General features: G+C 64.0%; 15 protein-coding genes and 2 pseudogenes. 6 read left to right on the top strand and 11 right to left on the bottom strand.

Going from position 1 to position 17,201, the window contains the following annotated elements:
* The first annotated feature begins 45 nt into the window (after positions 1-45).
* A complete protein-coding gene (locus ABKF58_RS00755; RefSeq protein WP_482583045.1) occupies positions 46-735 on the top strand; it encodes a TIGR01621 family pseudouridine synthase in 690 nt (229 codons plus the stop codon).
* Here ABKF58_RS00755 and ABKF58_RS00750 read toward each other — a convergent pair.
* Genes ABKF58_RS00750 through ABKF58_RS00735 form a run of 4 tightly spaced genes read right to left on the bottom strand, consistent with a single transcriptional unit; the run spans position 719 to position 4,422 of the window.
* A complete protein-coding gene (locus ABKF58_RS00750) occupies positions 719-1,531 on the bottom strand; it encodes a ChbG/HpnK family deacetylase (RefSeq protein ID WP_482583044.1) in 813 nt (270 codons plus the stop codon). The two genes, ABKF58_RS00755 and ABKF58_RS00750, sit on opposite strands and share 17 nt — an antisense overlap.
* On the bottom strand, positions 1,528-1,914 hold the full coding sequence (locus ABKF58_RS00745; RefSeq protein ID WP_008953122.1) for a GtrA family protein: 387 nt from the start codon (positions 1,912-1,914) through the stop codon (positions 1,528-1,530). Before ABKF58_RS00745 ends, ABKF58_RS00750 begins: the two co-directional genes overlap by 4 nt.
* The gene (locus ABKF58_RS00740; RefSeq protein ID WP_008953121.1) at positions 1,904-2,920 is read right to left on the bottom strand and encodes a glycosyltransferase family 2 protein; all 1,017 of its coding nucleotides are present in this window, start codon (positions 2,918-2,920) and stop codon (positions 1,904-1,906) included. The genes ABKF58_RS00745 and ABKF58_RS00740 overlap by 11 nt, the downstream gene beginning before the upstream one ends.
* Positions 2,917-4,422: an ArnT family glycosyltransferase gene (locus ABKF58_RS00735; protein ID WP_482583043.1), complete on the bottom strand. Its 1,506-nt coding sequence runs from the start codon at positions 4,420-4,422 to the stop codon at positions 2,917-2,919. The genes ABKF58_RS00740 and ABKF58_RS00735 overlap by 4 nt, the downstream gene beginning before the upstream one ends.
* A 482-nt stretch (positions 4,423-4,904) precedes the next feature.
* Between ABKF58_RS00735 and ABKF58_RS00730 the strand changes: the two genes are divergently transcribed.
* Complete coding sequence (locus ABKF58_RS00730) at positions 4,905-6,293, top strand: tryptophanase (protein ID WP_482583042.1); 1,389 nt, start codon at positions 4,905-4,907, stop codon at positions 6,291-6,293.
* A 55-nt stretch (positions 6,294-6,348) separates the two neighbouring features.
* Here ABKF58_RS00730 and ABKF58_RS00725 read toward each other — a convergent pair whose 3' ends face one another.
* The 7 genes from ABKF58_RS00725 to ccoN all read right to left on the bottom strand — a co-directional run bounded on the left by ABKF58_RS00725 (position 6,349) and on the right by ccoN (position 12,052).
* Complete coding sequence (locus ABKF58_RS00725; protein ID WP_008953117.1) at positions 6,349-6,750, bottom strand: YbaY family lipoprotein; 402 nt, start codon at positions 6,748-6,750, stop codon at positions 6,349-6,351.
* A gap of 1 nt (position 6,751) precedes the next feature.
* On the bottom strand, positions 6,752-7,276 hold the full coding sequence (locus tag ABKF58_RS00720) for a FixH family protein (protein WP_482583041.1): 525 nt from the start codon (positions 7,274-7,276) through the stop codon (positions 6,752-6,754).
* 3 nt (positions 7,277-7,279) lie between these two features.
* Positions 7,280-8,731, bottom strand: a complete 1,452-nt coding sequence (gene ccoG / locus ABKF58_RS00715; RefSeq protein ID WP_482583040.1) for a cytochrome c oxidase accessory protein CcoG — start codon at positions 8,729-8,731, stop codon at positions 7,280-7,282.
* Between the two features lie 148 nt (positions 8,732-8,879).
* Complete coding sequence (gene ccoP / locus ABKF58_RS00710) at positions 8,880-9,794, bottom strand: cytochrome-c oxidase, cbb3-type subunit III (protein WP_008953114.1); 915 nt, start codon at positions 9,792-9,794, stop codon at positions 8,880-8,882.
* Complete coding sequence (locus ABKF58_RS00705) at positions 9,791-9,985, bottom strand: cbb3-type cytochrome oxidase subunit 3 (protein WP_008953113.1); 195 nt, start codon at positions 9,983-9,985, stop codon at positions 9,791-9,793. The genes ccoP and ABKF58_RS00705 overlap by 4 nt, the downstream gene beginning before the upstream one ends.
* Before the next feature lie 3 nt (positions 9,986-9,988).
* Positions 9,989-10,603 carry a cytochrome-c oxidase, cbb3-type subunit II gene (gene ccoO / locus ABKF58_RS00700; protein ID WP_008953112.1) on the bottom strand — a complete coding sequence of 205 codons (615 nt, stop codon included), beginning with the start codon at positions 10,601-10,603 and terminating at the stop codon, positions 9,989-9,991.
* A 21-nt stretch (positions 10,604-10,624) separates the two neighbouring features.
* A complete protein-coding gene (gene ccoN / locus ABKF58_RS00695) occupies positions 10,625-12,052 on the bottom strand; it encodes a cytochrome-c oxidase, cbb3-type subunit I (RefSeq protein ID WP_014086303.1) in 1,428 nt (475 codons plus the stop codon).
* A 132-nt stretch (positions 12,053-12,184) separates the two neighbouring features.
* Here ccoN and ABKF58_RS00690 point away from each other — a divergent pair, with 132 nt between their 5' ends.
* The 4 genes and pseudogenes from ABKF58_RS00690 to pepN all read left to right on the top strand — a co-directional run bounded on the left by ABKF58_RS00690 (position 12,185) and on the right by pepN (position 17,053).
* Positions 12,185-12,502, top strand: a complete 318-nt coding sequence (locus ABKF58_RS00690; protein WP_148282942.1) for a hypothetical protein — start codon at positions 12,185-12,187, stop codon at positions 12,500-12,502.
* A gap of 61 nt (positions 12,503-12,563) precedes the next feature.
* Positions 12,564-13,606: pseudogene (locus tag ABKF58_RS00685) on the top strand (M61 family metallopeptidase); the annotation flags it as partial.
* 126 nt (positions 13,607-13,732) lie between these two features.
* Complete coding sequence (locus ABKF58_RS00680) at positions 13,733-14,281, top strand: PDZ domain-containing protein (protein WP_482584414.1); 549 nt, start codon at positions 13,733-13,735, stop codon at positions 14,279-14,281.
* A gap of 149 nt (positions 14,282-14,430) precedes the next feature.
* Positions 14,431-17,053 (top strand): annotated as a pseudogene (gene pepN, locus ABKF58_RS00675) (aminopeptidase N).
* Positions 17,054-17,201: the final 148 nt, after the last annotated feature.

Genomic DNA, 17,201 nt, shown 5'->3' with positions numbered 1-17,201 from the left:
CCGCTTCGCTGTTAGAATCGGCCTCTTTTTCATGGTGAGTGCGCCGTGTTCGACCTGATTGCCACCGATCCCCGTTTCTACGTCATCGCCAAGCATCCCGGCGTGAGTTTTCATCGTCAGGGCGACGAGGCCGGGCTGATGGAGGCACTGCGCGCGCAATTGGCCGATGACGCCTTGTGGCCGGTGCATCGTCTTGACCGGCTCACCTCGGGGCTGTTGCTGGTGGCGCGCTCGGCCGAGGTGGCGTCAAGGTTGGCCGAAGCCTTCGCCGCACGCGAGATCGAGAAATATTACCTGGCGCTGTCGGACCGCAAGCCGCAGAAGAAGCAGGGACTGGTGCGGGGGGACATGGTCAAGGGGCGCGGCGGTGCCTGGCGTCTGCTGCCGTCTTCGGCCAACCCCGCCATCACCCAGTTCTTCAGCTTTTCGCTGGCGCCGGGGCTGCGGCTGTTCATCCTGCGTCCGCACAGCGGCAAGACGCACCAGCTGCGCGTGGCGCTGAAAAGTCTGTCAGCTTCGATCCTGGGGGACGAACTGTACGGCGGCACGCCGTCCGACCGGGGCTATCTGCACGCCTACTCGCTGGCGTTCCACCTGGATGGCGCACGCTTCCACTTCGTCTGTCCGCCCCGGCACGGTGCGCAGTTCCTCTCCGAGGCGTTGCAGGCCGCTCTGCAAAAACCGGAGTGGCAATCCGAGGCGCTGCCCTGGCCGGTTCTCAACTCCCCAGCCTGAGCGGTTGGGCGAAGCGTTCCAGAACGATGTCGTTGCGTTGGCAGTCTTCCTCGAAGGCCGCGCTGGCCAGATAGCGGTATTCCTGCTGTCGTGCCGCACCGATCGGGTCGCTGCAGTCCTCGGCCGGCAGCCCCGGGTGGCACATGATCAGGCCGCCGTCTTGGCAGCGCTGCAGCCAGCGCCGCATCAGACCGGGAAAATCCGCCTCCGCCGTCAAGGAGTACAGCCCGCCGAACCAGCCTGGCGTGCTCAGGCCGCGATGCCGGGCCATGCCGGTGAAGCCGACGCACAGCGCCTTGAGCACCATCCCCTTGCCCGGGCTGTCGCCGCTGTCACCGAGCCGGTCCGGTGCCCGCAGATAGGGTCGAGCCCGGCCGTTCCAGCGCAGCGCCACGGCCTCGAGCAGCGCGTCGCGTACCACCGGCAGGGCATGAACGTGCTGGTGGCCGTCGAGGTAGTCCGGGAGCCGGCCAAAATGCTCGGCGAAGGCGTCGATCTGGCGCAGCAGTGTAGCGCGCAAGGCCGGGCGCGACAGCAGACGGAGCTGGCTGTAGAGCAGCCAGTGGCCGAGCGGCCGCGCGCTGTCGTCGAACGGGTGGGTCAGGTTGCAGTGCAGGCCGATGTCGGCATCGGGGGCTCGTTGCGCCAGCTCACCGGCCAGCGCCGGCCACAGCGGCGACAGGCTGAACACGCTGGTGGCGCTCAGGCGGCGGCGTTCCAGGAGCTCGAGAATCCCTGCGCTGATGGCGGGCGACTGCGCGAAATCGTCGGCGCACAGGGTCAGGCGGCGGCTCATGCCGGATGCTTCCCGGCAAAGGCCCACAGCTTGCTCAGCGCGAAGGTGAACACGGCCACCAGCACCAGCACCAGCAGCAGGGCGCTGCGGTAATCCAGCGCGGTGAAGCGCAACAGCACGAAGTACAGGGCCTCATTCAATCCGAAACTCAGGCTGGCCACGCCGAAAAAACGCGGCAGCGACTGGCGGTGTGGGACATGGTGGGCCTGGAAAGTCAGCCGGCGGTGTCCCCAGTAGCTGATCTGGAATGCCAGCAGAAAGGCGGCGACATTGGCCGCCAGCGGCGGCAGGCCCAGCGGCACCAGCCACAGGCTGACGATGACGAAGTGCGCCAGCATGGCGCTGACGCCGACGCAGCCGAATACCAGCAGTTCACGTTTCATGGTGCGGGGCGTGTTCCTTGTCGGCCGGGGAGACGATACGGCTGATCAGGTAATTCGGACGCTGCTTCACTTCGTCGAAAATCCGTCCGACGTATTCGCCGAGGATGCCTATCGAGAGCAACTGGATGCCGCCGAGGAAGGTCACCGCGACCGCCAGCGTCGGCCAGCCGTGCAGCGGGTTGCCGTAGACCAGGGTGCGGAACACCTCGTAGAAGGCGTAGCCGATCGCCACCAGCGAAATGGCGCTGCCGACCAGGGTCCAGATGCGCAGCGGCATGGTGGAGAACGAGGTCAGTCCGGTCAGCCCGAGATCGAGCAGGCGCTTGAAGTTGAAACTGCTCTGGCCTGAACGGCGGGCGTTGGTATGGGTCTCCAGCCCGAGCCGGGTGAAGCCGACCCAGTTGTACAGCCCTTTCATGAAGCGGTCGCGCTCCGGCATGGCGCGCAGGGCGTCGAGGATGTTGCGGTCGAGCACGCGGAAGTCCTGCGTGTTTTCCGGAATCTTCAGCCGAGCCCCGGTATTCAGCAGGGTGTAGAACACGCGGGTGAAGCAGCGCTTCGCCAGGCTCTCGCCTTCGCGGCTGGAGCGTACGCTGTACACCATGTCGTAGCCGCGGCGCCAGTGCGCCAGGAATTCCGGCACCAACTCGGGCGGATGCTGGAAGTCGCCGTCGATCAGCACCGCCACATCCCCCCCGGCCTGGTTGACCCCGGCGGTCAGCGCGATCTCCTTGCCGAAGTTGCGCGACAGCTGTACCAGGGTCACCGGCAGAGGGGCCGTTTCGCTCAGTACTTTTTCCACCGTGGCATCGCGGCTGCCGTCGTCGACCACGATCAGCTCATGGCGATAGCCATGCTCCTTTAGCAGTCCGTGCAGCGTCTGCAACAGCGGCACGATGTTCTCGGCCTCGTTGTAGGCCGGGATGATGCAGCTTACCAATGGATCAGCGGGGCGCTCGGCCGCGTGCAGGCCAAGCAGGTAGGGAGGAACGATCTCTTCCTTCATGTCGGGCTCCGGAGAGGCTCAGTGGCTGGCGCAGCGAGGCGTGGCGGCTGGTGTTCGCGCAGCAGCAGGATAACGTCTTTCAGGTTGCGGAAGCGGCCGATTTCTTCGAAGCCGGCCCGTACTGCCGGCGGCAGCTCCGCGACTTCCTTGGCGTCGACGGCGATGTAGTCGCGCGTCGTATTGTGCAGCAGCGCCTCGAAACGTGCCGAATCGGTACTGCTGCGGGCGCGGCCGGCGGAATAAAACTCCGCCGAAAACTCGCGTCGGCGGTCCCAGTACAGCAACTGGCTGTCCGGGCTCGGCTGTTCGTGCTGCCAGGCTTCGATCAACCGTTTCTGGCTGCGTCCGACCGCCTCGGGCCGCAGTACGAAGGCGGCGGTGGCTGCCAGCGCGATCACGGCGCTGACCAGACCCAGAGCCGGTAGCCAGCGGCCGCGCTGTGGCAGGTCCGCACGTTGCCACAACTCGGCAAACAGCAAGGCAAAGCCCGGCAGCATCGGCATCGAATAGGGCCAGATGATGTTGCCGGAGAGGCTGAAGAACAGCAGCGTCATCACGGTCCACAGGGCGGTGTACAGCAGCCAGCCGTCCTGGTCGCGACACAGGGCCGGCAGGCGGCGGCGCTGGCGTGCCAGCCAGGGCAGCATCGCCAGCGACCACGGCAGCAGGGCAGCCACGGTATAGGGCCAGATCATGCCGTGCGGGGTGGCGTGGGCGAAGCCGTAGCGGTCGCCTTTCCAGCCCGGATCGAGGAAGCGGGAGACGTGCTCGCCCATGATGAAGTAATTGAGGAAGCCCGGGGTGCGGTGTTCCGCCAGCAGGTACCAAGGGGCGGCGATCAGCAGCGTGAGCACGAGACCGCCGAACCAGGGCAGATGCTGCCACAAGGGTTTCCATTGCTTGCGGACGATCACCCACAGCCCGATCGGCATCGCCGCCAGTACGATGGCGACCGGCCCCTTGGCCAAGAGTCCGACCCCCATGCCGACGAAGAACAGATAGCCCCAGCGCCGGCTATGCTGGGCCAGCGCATGCCAGAAGGCGGTCTGGATCAGGGTGACGGAGAACATCAGCGCCGGGTCGGTCATCACCGTGCCGGCCGCGAGGAAGAACAGCAGGCCGCTGGCGAGTACCAGCACGCAGGCCAGAGCGGCATCGCGACCGCTGCGTGCGGCGGCCAGCGAGGCGGTCAGCGCCACGGTCCCGATGGAGAGCAGCAGGGCGGGCAGGCGTGCCGCCAGCTCGTTCACCCCGAACACTCCCATGAACGCGGCAGACAACCAGGTGGAGAGCGGCGGCTTGGCCCAGAACGGGATTTGGTAATCGTGCCACAGCGTCACCCAGTTGCCTGTTTCCAGCATCTTGCGGGCAATCTCGGCGTAACGGGCTTCGGTGGTGTCATTGAGCGGAATCAGGGCCATGGCCGACAGGCGCACCACGATCAGCGCCAGCAGCACATAGAAGGCTTGGCGCTGCCAGCCGGGTCGAGAAGTGGGTTTCATCCTGTATTTCTGGTGTCGTCCGGGTACTGCCTGGGCAGGTCGGCCCGGCAGGATTTGTGTGTTTTGAGAAAGCGCAATTCTACCCGATGTTGGCGTCATTCCCTTAAGGAATCCTGACGATGATACAACGGCCCTGGGGGCCGATAGCGATCTGCGCGGCCGTTTTCCTGCAGCGCTTGCCGGAGCAGATGGAGTGGAGTAGTCTCGCCTGGCCATCCGGCAATGCTTTTCAAGGTGCTACTTCCATGAACACGTTGGCTTGCTTGACCCGGGCAGGGGCCAACCGCAATAGCCTGCCCATGAACTGGTACACCCTCGACGTCGTCCTCGCCGACGACTTCCCCCGCGCCTGAGTTTCTCCGCCGCCGCTCGGTGGCATCCGTCTTTTCCCCGTATACCGTTTAAACTGAAGACAGAGGCTGTCGCTCTCGTCGCGCCTGGCGTTGTTGCGCCCGCGGCCGGCCGACAGCCGGGAGACTCTCATGGCACGTCGCATTCCCGAACCGTTCCGCATCAAGATGGTGGAACCGATCAAACAAACCACCCCCGAACAACGCCATCAAGCACTCGTGCAGGCCGGCTGGAATCCCTTCTTGCTGCGCGCCGAAGACGTCTATATTGACCTCCTGACCGACAGCGGCACCGGTGCGATGAGCGACCGGCAATGGGCCGGGCTGATGATGGGCGACGAAGCCTATGCCGGCAGCCGCAATTTTTACCACTTGGCCGATACGGTCAGGGAGGTGTTCGGCTACGCGCATACCATTCCGACGCACCAGGGGCGAGGGGCCGAGCAGATTTTGTTCCCGGAACTGGTCAAGCGCGTCAAGGGTACGGCGCCGGTGTTCCTGTCCAACTACCACTTCGACACCACCAAGGCGCACGTCGAGATCGCCGGTGCCCGCGCCATCAATGTGCTGACGCCGCAGGCCTTCGATACCGAGACCGCTTACAACTGGAAGGGCGATTTTGACCTGCCAAGGTTGGCCGAAACGATCGCCGAGGTCGGTGCCGACAACGTGGCCGGACTGATCGTCACCATCACCTGCAACAGCGCCGGCGGCCAGCCGATGTCGATGCACAGCATCCGCGAAGCCAGCAAACTGGCGCGTGCCCACGGCATCCCGGTTATCATCGACGCGGCGCGCTTCGCCGAGAACGCCTGGTTCATCCAGCAGCGCGACCCGGATTACGCCGGGCATGCCATCGCCGACATCGTGCGTGAGATGTTCAGCCATGGCGACATGTTCACCATGTCGTCGAAGAAGGACGCACTGGTCAATATCGGCGGCCTGTGCTGCTTCAAGGACGATATCGAGCTGTTCCACGCGGTGCAGGTGCGCTGTGTGCCCATGGAAGGTTTCGTCACCTACGGTGGCCTGGCCGGTCGTGACATGGAGGCCATGGCGCTGGGGCTGAAGGAGGGCATGGACCAGGACTACCTGAGCTACCGGATCGGCCAGGTGGCCTACCTGGGTGAGCGGCTACGCGCGGGCGGCGTGCCGATCCAGACCCCGACCGGCGGACACGCGGTGTTTGTCGACGCGAAAAAGCTGTTGCCGCATATCCCGGCCGAGCAGTTCCCCGCCCACGCGCTGGCGTGCGAGCTGTATCTGGAGGGCGGCATCCGCGGTGTCGAGATCGGCTCGCTGCTGCTCGGGCGCAATCCCCAGACCGGCGCCCAGGAGCCGTCGCCATTCGAGCTGCTGCGTCTGACCATTCCGCGCCGGGTGTATACCAATGACCACATGGACTACATCGCCGACTGCCTGATCGACGTCAAGCGGCGTGCCGCCTCGATCCGCGGCTTGCGCTTCGATTACGAGCCGCCGATTCTGCGCCACTTCACTGCACGGCTGCGGCCGGTTTGAGGCTGGAATGAAAACGGGGAGCCTGGCTCCCCGTTTTTTTGATCCGGCACAGCGCTCAGCGTGCCACCGGCTCGGCGCTGATTTCCACCGTGGCACTGGAGCCGTCCAATACCCGGCGTGGCTCGCGGCTGGCCAGGCGCAGCTCGCCATCGACGAAGACCCGTGCCTCCACGACGTAGCGCCCATCGGCCTGGATGGCGTGGCGGTCATAGCACAGCGAGAACCCGGCGGGGAAGGCGGGGGGCTGTTCCAGGTATTGTTCCGCCAGAACGCGCGGCGGAGCATCGCTGTGGCTGACATCGAGCAGGGTCACACGCACCATGCTGCCAGCGCGCTCGAGCGGGCCGCCCGCCAGCGACACGGTGCCGTTGAGGTAGGCGGGCGTATAGCCGCCCTGCGTGGCGCAGCCGCTCAACACCAGTGCGGCCAGTCCCAGCAGGGCGTGTCGGCGCTTCATCTCAGTTCTCCACCGGGGTCAGGGCAGGGGTGCCGAGCAGAACCTGGTTGCCTTCGGCCGAGCGCCAATCGCCCTGCACCCGCCACTGCTTGCTCTTGTCTTCCAGGTGCAGATACCAGTGGTTGGCCGGCGCGGGCTTCACTGTGCCCTGGTAGACGTTGTCGCTGACGCGGTGCAGTGTGATGTGCTGGTCGAAGTCGTCCTGGGCGGGGTGCAGGAGCTGCAACTCCAGCTCGGCCGGCAGCGGCTGCTTGCTGCTGGTGATGACGCGCACCTGGCGCATGTCGTCACTGAACAGAACCTGGGCCGACAGCCCCATGGCCTTGGCCACCTCATCGCGATGCAACTGCTTGTTGATCTCCTTGCCTTGCTGGTAGTAGTCGTCCACCACCATGCCGTCGTCGCTCTTGATCGCGATGCCGAAGGTGACGAAGGCCGCGATCACGACGATAGCTGGGCCCGCCATCAGCAGCCATGGCCAGCGCTCCCGATACCAGGGACGCGAAACATTGAGGGCCTTCTGCATCTCTTATTCTCCGATGAAACTTGATTTTTCTTCCACGCGCAGCGCCTGATCGTCGGCGGACTGGATCACGAAGTGGATTTCGTGGCTGCCCTTGGTGGCGTATTGCGGGTCGGCCTCGACACGTACCGGCACGGTTTCGGTTTCGGTACCCTTGACCGTGATGATCGGCTTGTCGGTTTCCAGCTTGATTCCCGGCAGGCCCTCGACTGTGAGCTGGAAGCGCTGGGTTCGTTCCGAGACGTTGATGATTTTTACGCTATAGCTGTTCTCCAGCCAGCCTTCGTCGGTTTCCCTGACCAGCGAGGCGCGGTCACGGATAATGTCCACCTTGAACGGCTTGCGTTGCGAGAACGAGACGACGGCAGCGATCAGAATGGTGAGCAGAAGCAGCGAGTACAGCACCACGCGCGGCCGTTTCAGGCGCGAGACGATCTCCTTCTCGCTGTATTTGCCTTCCAGGGCATTTTCCGTGGTGTAGCGGATCAGGCCACGCGGGTAGCCCATCTTGTCCATGACCTCGTCGCAGCCGTCGATACAGGCGGCACAGCCGATGCATTCGTATTGCAAACCGTTGCGGATGTCGATGCCGACCGGGCAGACCTGCACGCAGATGCTGCAGTTGATGCAGTCGCCCAGCCCTTCGCTGCGCGGGTCGAGGCCTTTTTTGCGCGCGCCACGCGGTTCGCCGCGCTTCTCGTCGTAGGAAATGATCAGCGTATCGGCGTCGAACATGACGGCCTGGAAGCGGGCGTACGGGCACATGTACTTGCACACCTGCTCGCGCATCATGCCGGCGAACAAATAGGTGAAGCCGCCGTAGAAGAACATCCAGAACGTTTCCCACGGACCGTAATTGAAGCCCGGCGCGGCGGCGACCAAATCCCGGATCGGCGTGAAGTAGCCAACCAGGGTGAAACCGGTGACCAAGGAGAACAGCACCATCAGCGTATGCTTGGTGAACTTGATGCGGAACTTGGTGAGGTTCATCGGCTGCTTGTCGAGCTTCATGCGCTTGTTGCGGTCGCCTTCAACCCATTGCTCGATCCACAGCATGATCTCGGTGTACACCGTCTGCGGACAGGAATAACCGCACCACAGCCGACCCGCGATGGTGGTCCAGGCAAACAGACCGAAGGCGCTGCATATCAGGAGGGCGGCGAGATAGACGAAGTCCTGCGGCCAGATGGTCAGCCCGAACAGGTGGAACTGGCGGTTGACCAGGTCGAAATGCACGGCCTGGCGACCGTTCCACATCAGCCAGGGAATGCCGAAGAAGACGAGCTGAGTGCCCAGCACGAACACGATGCGCCAGTTGTTGAACAGGCCTTTGACGCTGCGCGGATAGATTTTCTGACGCTCTTCGTACAACGACACTTCCGTGGTGTCCTGTGCCGCATTCTTCTGCGTGGCACGTTGCTCCACCTTGATGGGGATATCTTTCAGTGATTCGGGCATCGTGATTTCCTGCGAAAAGATTTTGGGAAAGCGGTGTATACCGATTTGCCGAAAGCTTCTATTAAAAATTTTATATTATGTTTGCATACTAAGCATTGGTGCCAAGCAATACTGCCCGCGACGAGCGGGCAGTATTGCGAATCAAGACTTACTGAGCCTTGGTGTTGTTGGACAGCCCCCAGACGTAGGACGCCAGCAGGTGTACCTTGCCTTCGCCGAGGAAGTCCTTCCAGGCCGGCATCTGGTTGTTGCGACCGTTGGTGATGGTCTCGATGATGGTCTTTTCGGTACCACCGTACAGCCAGATGTTGTCGGTCAGGTTTGGAGCCCCCATGGCCTGGTTGCCTTTGCCGTCCGGGCCATGGCAGGCCGCGCACACGGCGGAGAAGGTCTCCTTGCCGCGAGCCGCGCGGTCGGCGTCATGTTTCTTGCCGGACAGCGACATCACGTAGTTGGCCACGTCCTTGACCTTTTCCTCGCCGAATGCCGCACCCCAGGCCGGCATCTGACCGTGACGGCCGATGGTGATGGTCTCCTCGATCTTCTGCGGCGTGCCGCCATGCAGCCAGTCGTTGTCGGTCAGGTTCGGGAACCCCTTGGCGCCGCGGGCGTCAGAACCATGGCACTGCACGCAGTAGGTCTGGAACAGGCGCTTGCCCATGGCCTGGGCTTCCGGATTGGCCGCCACGGTCTGGATGTCCTGCTTCAGGAACTTGTCGTACAGCGGCTGGTACTTGGCTTCGGCCTGGCTGCGCTCCTCGTTGTACTGGCCGACCGACGTCCAGCCGCGGATACCCTTGAAGGTTCCAAGGCCGGGGTAGAGCACCAGGTACACCGCGCCGAACACCAGGGTGATGTAGAACAGCATCATCCACCAGCGCGGCAGTGGGTTGTTGTACTCCTCCAGGTCGTCGTCCCAGACATGGCCGACGGTCTCGACCTTCTCGCCCTTCTTCAGGTTGGTCTTGGACTGGCTGAAGAGCAGGTAGGCGAGGCCTACGATGCCGACGATTACCACGACGGCGATGTATACGCCCCAGAAATCACTTACGAAATCACTCATTGTTTTGCTCCGTTGGAGGCCGGCGAGTCCTTGCCGGCCTCCTGCACCTTGTCGTCATCGAGGAACAGCTGGTTGGCTGCCTCCTCGTACCGTTTCTTGGATTTCTTGCTGTAGGCCCCCAGCAGGATCACGATGAACACGACGAAGCAGAACACCGTGAACAGGCTGCGCCCCAGATTGGTCCAATCCATGGCTTAACGTACGTTCTTGAGTGCAAGACCGAGACCTTGCAGGTAGGCGATGACAGCGTCCAGTTCCGACTTGCCTTGCGCCTGGGCGGTTGCCTCGGCGATGTCCTTGTCGGTGTACGGCACGCCTACCTTGCGCAGTGCGGCCATCTTCTTCGGCAGCACTTCGGCGTCGACCAGGTTCTTGGCCAGCCACGGGAAGGCCGGCATGTTGGATTCCGGTACCACGTCGCGCGGGTTGGTCAGGTGCACGCGGTGCCATTCGTCGGAATAGCGGCCGCCGACACGGGCCAAGTCCGGGCCGGTACGCTTGGAACCCCACAGGAACGGGTGGTCGTAAACCGACTCGCCGGCCACGGAGTAGTGACCGTAACGCTCGGTTTCGGCACGGAACGGGCGGATCATCTGCGAGTGGCAGACGTGGCAGCCTTCGCGGATGTAGATGTCACGCCCCGCCAGTTGCAGCGCGTTGTACGGCTTGACGCCGGCGACCGGCTCGGTGGTGGATTTCTGGAACATCAGCGGTACGATTTCCACCAGGCCGGCCACGCTGATCACCAGGACGGTCAATACGATCAGGTAGCCGACGTGCTCTTCAACCAGTTTCTGAATCTTTTCCATGTTCTTCTTAACCCTTTCCGCTTAAGCGTGTGCCGAGGCGGTGACGGACGGGATCTTGGCGTCAACGGCGCGACCGGCAGTGACGGTACGGAAGGTGTTGTAAGCCATGACCAGCATACCGGTCAGGTACAGGGCACCACCCAAGAGGCGGACAAAGTGGTACGGGTAGGTGGCCTTGACGACTTCGGCGAAGGCGTAGGTCAGGGTGCCGTCCGGGTTCAGTGCGCGCCACATCAGGCCCTGCATCACGCCGGAAATCCACAGTGCGGCGATGTACAGCACCACGCCGACGGTAGCGAGCCAGAAGTGAGCTTCGATCAGCTTGACGCTGTGCATTTCTTCACGGCCGAACAGGCGCGGCAGCAGGTAGTACATCGAGCCGATGGTGATGAAGCCGACCCAGCCCAGAGCGCCGGAGTGCACGTGGCCAATGGTCCAGTCGGTGTAGTGCGACAGGGCGTTCACGGTCTTGATGGCCATCATCGGGCCTTCGAAGGTGGACATGCCGTAGAACGACAGCGAGACCACCAGGAACTTCAGGATCGGGTCGGTGCGCAGTTTGTGCCAGGCGCCGGACAGGGTCATGATGCCGTTGATCATGCCACCCCAGGACGGTGCGAACAGAATCAGCGAGAACACCATGCCGACGGACTGGGTCCAGTCAGGCAGGGCGGTGTAGTGCAGATGGTGCGGGCCGGCCCACATGTAGGTGAAGATCAGCGCCCAGAAGTGCACGACGGACAGGCGGTAGGAGTACACCGGGCGACCAGCCTGCTTCGGTACGAAGTAGTACATCATGCCGAGGAAGGCGGCGGTCAGGAAGAAGCCCACGGCGTTGTGGCCGTACCACCATTGCACCATGGCGTCGACGGCACCGCTGTACACCGAGTAGGACTTCCACATCGTCACCGGGATTTCCAGGTTGTTGACGATGTGCAGCAGCGCCACGGCCAGGATGAAGCCACCGTAGAACCAGTTGGCTACATAGATATGCTTGACCTTGCGGATGGCGATGGTGCCGAAGAACACGATGGCGTAGGCGACCCAGACGATGGTGATCAGGATATCGATCGGCCATTCGAGCTCGGCGTATTCCTTGCTGGACGTGAGTCCCAGCGGCAGGGTGATGGCCGCGGCCAGGATCACCAGTTGCCAGCCCCAGAAGGTGAAGGCAGCCAGTTTGTCCGAGATCAGCCGGACGTTACAGGTGCGTTGCACCACGTAGTACGAGGTGGCGAACAGGCCGCAGCCGCCGAAGGCGAAGATGACGGCGTTGGTGTGCAGCGGGCGCAGGCGGCCGAAGTGGAAGTAGGGCCCAAAATTGAGCTCCGGCCACACCAGCTGGGCGGCGATGACGACGCCCACCAGCATGCCAACAATGCCCCATACGACGGTCATGATGGCAAACTGGCGCACCACCTTATAGTTATAAGTGGATTGCGATTCCATTTACGATTCTCTCCAAGGTTGCTAACTCAGAACTTTTTTACAATCCGTGGCGACTTGAAGCCCGGTTTTCCGTCCCCATGTGGAAAGGGACTTCAACTCGCTGAAATTCCGAACTTGAGATAAATCAAGGGCATGATCGTTGCCCGGGGCGCGCCACTGCTCGCTCATGGCGGCAACAGACGCAGTTTCCCCCTTTATTTATCTGATCATTCTAAAACAATTGCATTGGCCGGACCAGCCGTGGCTTGTGCTTTTGGCGCCTATCGTCCGGCATTTCGGTCCGCGGAATTTCCCTCCCGGGTGCTCTCACCCGATGCTGCGACTGTTCCGGATTATATTGTCATCAGGCAAGGGACCTTTGATTTGGATCAACTCGGCTTGCCGGGCAGCATTCCGCGCAGTGCGATGCTAGAATCGGCGCTTTTCGCCATGACAGGTAATTCGCCATGACCGTGCCCGTCCGCTACCAGATATCCCCCTCTCGCCCGAAGCCCATCTGTTCGAGGTCGTCATGACGGTGGCGCGCCCGGCCCGCGAGGGGCAGATCGTGCGTTTGCCGGCCTGGATTCCGGGCAGCTACCTGATCCGCGAATTCGCCCGCCAGATCGTGACGCTGCAGGCCGAGTCCGCCGGACAGGCGGTGGCGTTGACCCAGCTCGACAAGCACAGCTGGCAGGCGGCGCCGGTGGCGGGGACCTTGACCCTGCGCTATCAGGTCTACTGTTTCGACCTGTCGGTGCGGGGCGCGTACCTCGATGGCGAGCGCGGCTTTTTTAACGGTAGCAGCGTGTTCCTGATGGCGGAAGGCTACCAAAGTAGCCCCTGCGAGGTGGCGATCCTGCCGCCCGCGGGCAAGGCATTCGCCGACTGGCAGCTGGCCACTAGCCTGCCGGCGCACGAGGTCAAGAAAAAATCCGGGTTCGGTGTCTACCGCGCAGCCGATTACGACGAGCTGATCGATCACCCGGTGGAGATGGGGGCGTTCGAACGGGTCAGCTTCAAGGCCTGCAGCGTGCCGCACGAGTTTGTCGTCGCCGGCCGTTTCCGTGCCGACCTCAAGCGCCTGGCTCGCGACGTGAAGAAGATCTGCGAATGGCAGATCAATCTGTTCGGCCAACCTGCGCCGTTCGAGCGCTACGTGTTTCTGCTCTACGTCGGCAAGGACGTCTACGGCGGGCTGGAGCATCGCGCCTCGACCGCGCTGTTGGCCAATCGCGACGACCTGCCGCAGGCGGGCGACAAGACCATCGGCGACGGCTATCTGCGCCTCTTGGGGCTGATCAGCCACGAATACTTCCACAGCTGGAACGTCAAGCGCCTGAAGCCGGCGGCATTCTCCCCTACGACCTGAGCCGGGAAAACCATACCCGCCTGCTGTGGGCGTTCGAGGGGGTGACTTCGTACTACGACGAGCTGACCCTGGTGCGCTGCGGGCTGATCGACGAGAAACGTTACCTTGGCCTGCTCGCGGAGACCATCAGCGGCGTCGAGCGGGGTGCCGGGCGGCGCAAGCAGACCCTGGAAGAATCCAGCTTCAACGCCTGGACCAAGTACTATCGTCAGGATGAGAACAGCCCCAACAGTCTGGTCAGCTACTACACCAAGGGTGCCTTGGCGGCCTTGGCATTGGACTTACTGATCCGGCGCGAGAGCGGCGACGCCAAGTCGCTCGACGACGTGATGCGCGCCCTGTGGCAGAAGTGGCTGGCCGACGGCCAGGGTCTGGCCGAGGACGAGTGGGAGCGCCTCGCGGCAGAGGCCACCGGACTCGATCTGCGCGCCTTCTTCGATCGTGTGCTGCGCTCCACCGTCGACCTGCCGCTGCCGGAGTTGCTGGCAAGCCAGGGGGTGGAGATGGCGCTGGCGCCGGCCGAGGGGGCGAACGACCGCGGTGGTGTGGTCGACGCGCTGGCAGGCAAGCCGGCGCGGGCGGTCCTGGGCGTGCGCAGCGCCAGCGACCCGCTCGGGGTGAAGCTGACCCACGTGCTGGATGGCGGCGCTGCGCAGCAGGCCGGCCTCTCCGGCGGCGACGTGGTGGTGGCGCTCGACCGCCTGAAGGTGGGCGATCTGGACAAGGCGCTGGCGCGCTTCCAGCCGGGCGAGACGGTGAAGCTGCACGCCTTCCGGCGCGACCAATTGATGACGTTCAACGTGCTGCTGCAGGCGGCCCCGGCCGATACCTGCCGGCTGTTGCTGAAACCTGCCGGCGCGCGCTGGCTCAAACACTGAAACACGGATTCCGCCAGGCCCGCCATCGCCGGGCCGAATTGTCGCTGCGGCGCTATCCCGCCGCAGTGGTGTCTGCGCGGCTGGCCGACCACGCCAGCGAGCAGCAGCAGGGCGGAATCACCTGAAACGGCCCTTGATTAGGTGAAGACATGGCCCAGCAACCCGAAGTGAAATACCTGAAACATTACCAGGCTCCCGCGTTCAACCTGGACCGCGTGGACCTGAAGTTCGACATCTTCGACGAGGTGACGCGCGTCTATTCGCGCCTGCTCGTGCGGCGCCATAGCGGTCATGACGATACCGAGCTGCGGCTCGACGGCTGCGCCAAGCTGGTGGCGGTGACGCTCGACGGCGAAAGGTTGGCCGAAGGGCGCTACCGCCTGGGCGACGAGACGCTGGTGATCGCCGACGTGCCGGACAGTTTCATCCTGGAGATCGAGACCGAGCTCGATCCGGCCGCCAATACCAGCCTGATGGGGCTCTACGCCTCCAACGGCAACCTGTTCACCCAATGCGAGCCGGAGGGCTTTCGCAAGATCACCTATTACCTCGACCGTCCGGACGTGATGTCGAAGTTCACCACCACCATCGTCGCCGACAAGCAGAAGTACCCGGTGCTGTTGTCCAACGGCAACAAGGTGGGCGAGGGCATGGTCGACAAGAAGCGCCACTGGGTACGCTGGGTCGACCCCTACCGCAAGCCGGCTTATCTGTTCGCGCTGGTGGCGGGGCGGCTGGCGGTGCGGCGCGACAGCCACACCACCCCGGGCGGGCGCCAGGTGACGCTGGAGGTGTGGACCGAGGCGGCCGACCAGGACAAGGTGACGCACGCCATGGAGTCGCTGAAACGGGCGATGAAGTGGGACGAGGAGCGCTTCGGCCTCGAGTACGACCTCGACATCTACATGATCGTGGCGGTCGGCGACTTCAACATGGGGGCGATGGAGAACAAAGGCCTCAACATCTTCAACACCAAGTACGTGCTGGCGCGCCAGGAAAACGCCACCGACGACGACTTCCACAACGTGGAGGGCGTGATCGGCCATGAGTACTTCCACAACTGGACCGGCAACCGCGTCACCTGCCGCGACTGGTTCCAGCTGTCGCTGAAGGAAGGGCTGACGGTGTTCCGCGACCAGGAGTTCTCGGCCGACATGTCGAGCCGCGCGGTGTGCCGCATCAGCGACGTCAAGCAGCTGCGCGCCTTGCAGTTTCCGGAAGACGCCGGCCCGACCGCGCACCCGATCCGTCCCGAGTCGTACATCGAGATGAACAACTTCTACACCATGACGGTGTACGAGAAGGGCGCCGAGGTGGTGCGCATGTACCAGACCCTGCTGGGCCGCGACGGCTTCCGCAAGGGCATGGACCTGTACTTCAAGCGCCACGACGGCCAGGCCGTCACCTGCGACGACTTCCGCGCCGCCATGGCCGACGCCAACGGCGTGGACCTCGGCGCAGTTCGCGCTGTGGTACAGCCAGGCCGGCACCCCGCTGTTGAGCGTGAGCGGCCAGTACAGTCCGGCCGAGCAGAGCTACACGCTGACGGTGAAGCAAAGCTGCCCGGCCACGCCGGGGCAGCCCGACAAGCAGCCGTTCCACATCCCGCTGGCGCTGGGCCTGTTGGGCGAGGACGGCGCCGACCTGCCGTTGCGGCTGGAGGGCGAGAGCGACGCGGCGGGCACCTCGCGCGTGCTCGACGTGACGTTGGCCGAACAACGCTTCGTGTTCGTCGACGTGCCGGCCGAGCCGGTGCCGTCGCTGCTGCGTGGCTTCTCGGCGCCGGTGCGGCTCGACTTCGCCTGGCGCGACGACGAACTGGCATTCCTGATGGCACACGACAGCGATCCGTTCTGCCGCTGGGAGGCGGGCCAGACCCTGGGGCAGCGCCTGTTGCGCCAGCAGATCGCCGAGCGTCAGGCCGGGCGCCAGGGCTCGTCGTCCGAAACGCTGGTGGCGGCGTTCCGCGCCGTGTTGAAGGACCATGCCGCCGATCCGGCGTTCAAGGCGCTGATGCTGACGCTGCCTGCCGAGGCCGAGCTGCTGGAACTGGTCGACGATGCCGATCCGGTGCTGATCCACGAGGGGCGCGAGGCGATGCTCGACGGTCTGGCGCAGGCGCTGCGCGGCGAGTGGCACGAGGCCTACGATCTCTACCAGACCCGCAGCTACCGGCCGCAGGACGCCGGCAAGCGCGCTCTGAAGAACCTCGCGCTCGCCATGCTGTGCCGTCTCGACGACGTCTGGCCGGCCGAAGCGGCGGAAACGCAGTGCCTGCAGGCCGACAACATGACCGACCAGATGGGGGCGCTGTCGGCGCTGCGCGACCGCGCCGGCGCGGAGCGCGATCACTGCTTCGGCGAATTCGCCCGGCGCTGGCAGGACGACGCGCTGGTGATGGACAAGTACTTCATGCTGGTGGCGAGCTGCCAGCTGCCGGACACGCTGCCGCGCGTGCGCGAGGCGCTGGAACACCCGGCCTTCTCGCTGAAGAACCCCAACAAGGCGCGTGCGCTGCTGGGCAGCTTCGGCCGCAACCAGCTGCACTTCCACGCCGCCGACGGCTCGGGCTATCGTTTCCTGGCCGAGCAGGTCGCCGCCATCGACGGCTTCAACCCGCAGGTGGCGAGCCGGCTGGTGCAACTGTTCAACCGCTGGAAGAAACTCGAGCCGGTGCGCCGCGGCCTGATGAAGGCCGAGCTGGAGCGTCTGCTGGCGTTGCCGCTGTCGCGCGACGTGTACGAGATCGTGTCGAAGAACCTGGACGCCTGAGTCCCGCAAGCCCCGGTTCTCGCGGACGGCACCAAACCGTACGGCCCATGGCCGTGCGGTTTTTTTGTGCCCGGCGTGGATGGGCTCAGGCCGCGTTCTGGCTCGGAGGCGACGGGGCAGTGTTGAGGCGGGAGCAAACCCCGTACAA

This window comes from Pseudogulbenkiania sp. AW2-16 (assembly GCF_056824575.1).
Note: the sequence above shows the minus strand (reverse complement) of the source record. Positions and strands in the feature narration are given on the sequence as shown.

What these genes read in the sequence shown, in the direction of transcription:
- ABKF58_RS00750 (WP_482583044.1), bottom strand. Translation starts at nt 1,531, where the DNA reads ATGAGCCGCCGCCTGACCCTGTGCGCCGACGATTTCGCGCAGTCGCCC.
- ABKF58_RS00720 (WP_482583041.1), bottom strand. Translation starts at nt 7,276, where the DNA reads ATGCAGAAGGCCCTCAATGTTTCGCGTCCCTGGTATCGGGAGCGCTGG.
- ccoG (WP_482583040.1), bottom strand. Translation starts at nt 8,731, where the DNA reads ATGCCCGAATCACTGAAAGATATCCCCATCAAGGTGGAGCAACGTGCC.
- ABKF58_RS00745 (WP_008953122.1), bottom strand. Translation starts at nt 1,914, where the DNA reads ATGAAACGTGAACTGCTGGTATTCGGCTGCGTCGGCGTCAGCGCCATG.
- ABKF58_RS00705 (WP_008953113.1), bottom strand. Translation starts at nt 9,985, where the DNA reads ATGGATTGGACCAATCTGGGGCGCAGCCTGTTCACGGTGTTCTGCTTC.
- ABKF58_RS00740 (WP_008953121.1), bottom strand. Translation starts at nt 2,920, where the DNA reads ATGAAGGAAGAGATCGTTCCTCCCTACCTGCTTGGCCTGCACGCGGCC.
- ABKF58_RS00735 (WP_482583043.1), bottom strand. Translation starts at nt 4,422, where the DNA reads ATGAAACCCACTTCTCGACCCGGCTGGCAGCGCCAAGCCTTCTATGTG.
- ABKF58_RS00680 (WP_482584414.1), top strand. Translation starts at nt 13,733, where the DNA reads ATGCGCGCCCTGTGGCAGAAGTGGCTGGCCGACGGCCAGGGTCTGGCC.
- ABKF58_RS00690 (WP_148282942.1), top strand. Translation starts at nt 12,185, where the DNA reads ATGATCGTTGCCCGGGGCGCGCCACTGCTCGCTCATGGCGGCAACAGA.
- ccoN (WP_014086303.1), bottom strand. Translation starts at nt 12,052, where the DNA reads ATGGAATCGCAATCCACTTATAACTATAAGGTGGTGCGCCAGTTTGCC.
- ccoP (WP_008953114.1), bottom strand. Translation starts at nt 9,794, where the DNA reads ATGAGTGATTTCGTAAGTGATTTCTGGGGCGTATACATCGCCGTCGTG.
- ccoO (WP_008953112.1), bottom strand. Translation starts at nt 10,603, where the DNA reads ATGGAAAAGATTCAGAAACTGGTTGAAGAGCACGTCGGCTACCTGATC.
- ABKF58_RS00730 (WP_482583042.1), top strand. Translation starts at nt 4,905, where the DNA reads ATGGCACGTCGCATTCCCGAACCGTTCCGCATCAAGATGGTGGAACCG.
- ABKF58_RS00725 (WP_008953117.1), bottom strand. Translation starts at nt 6,750, where the DNA reads ATGAAGCGCCGACACGCCCTGCTGGGACTGGCCGCACTGGTGTTGAGC.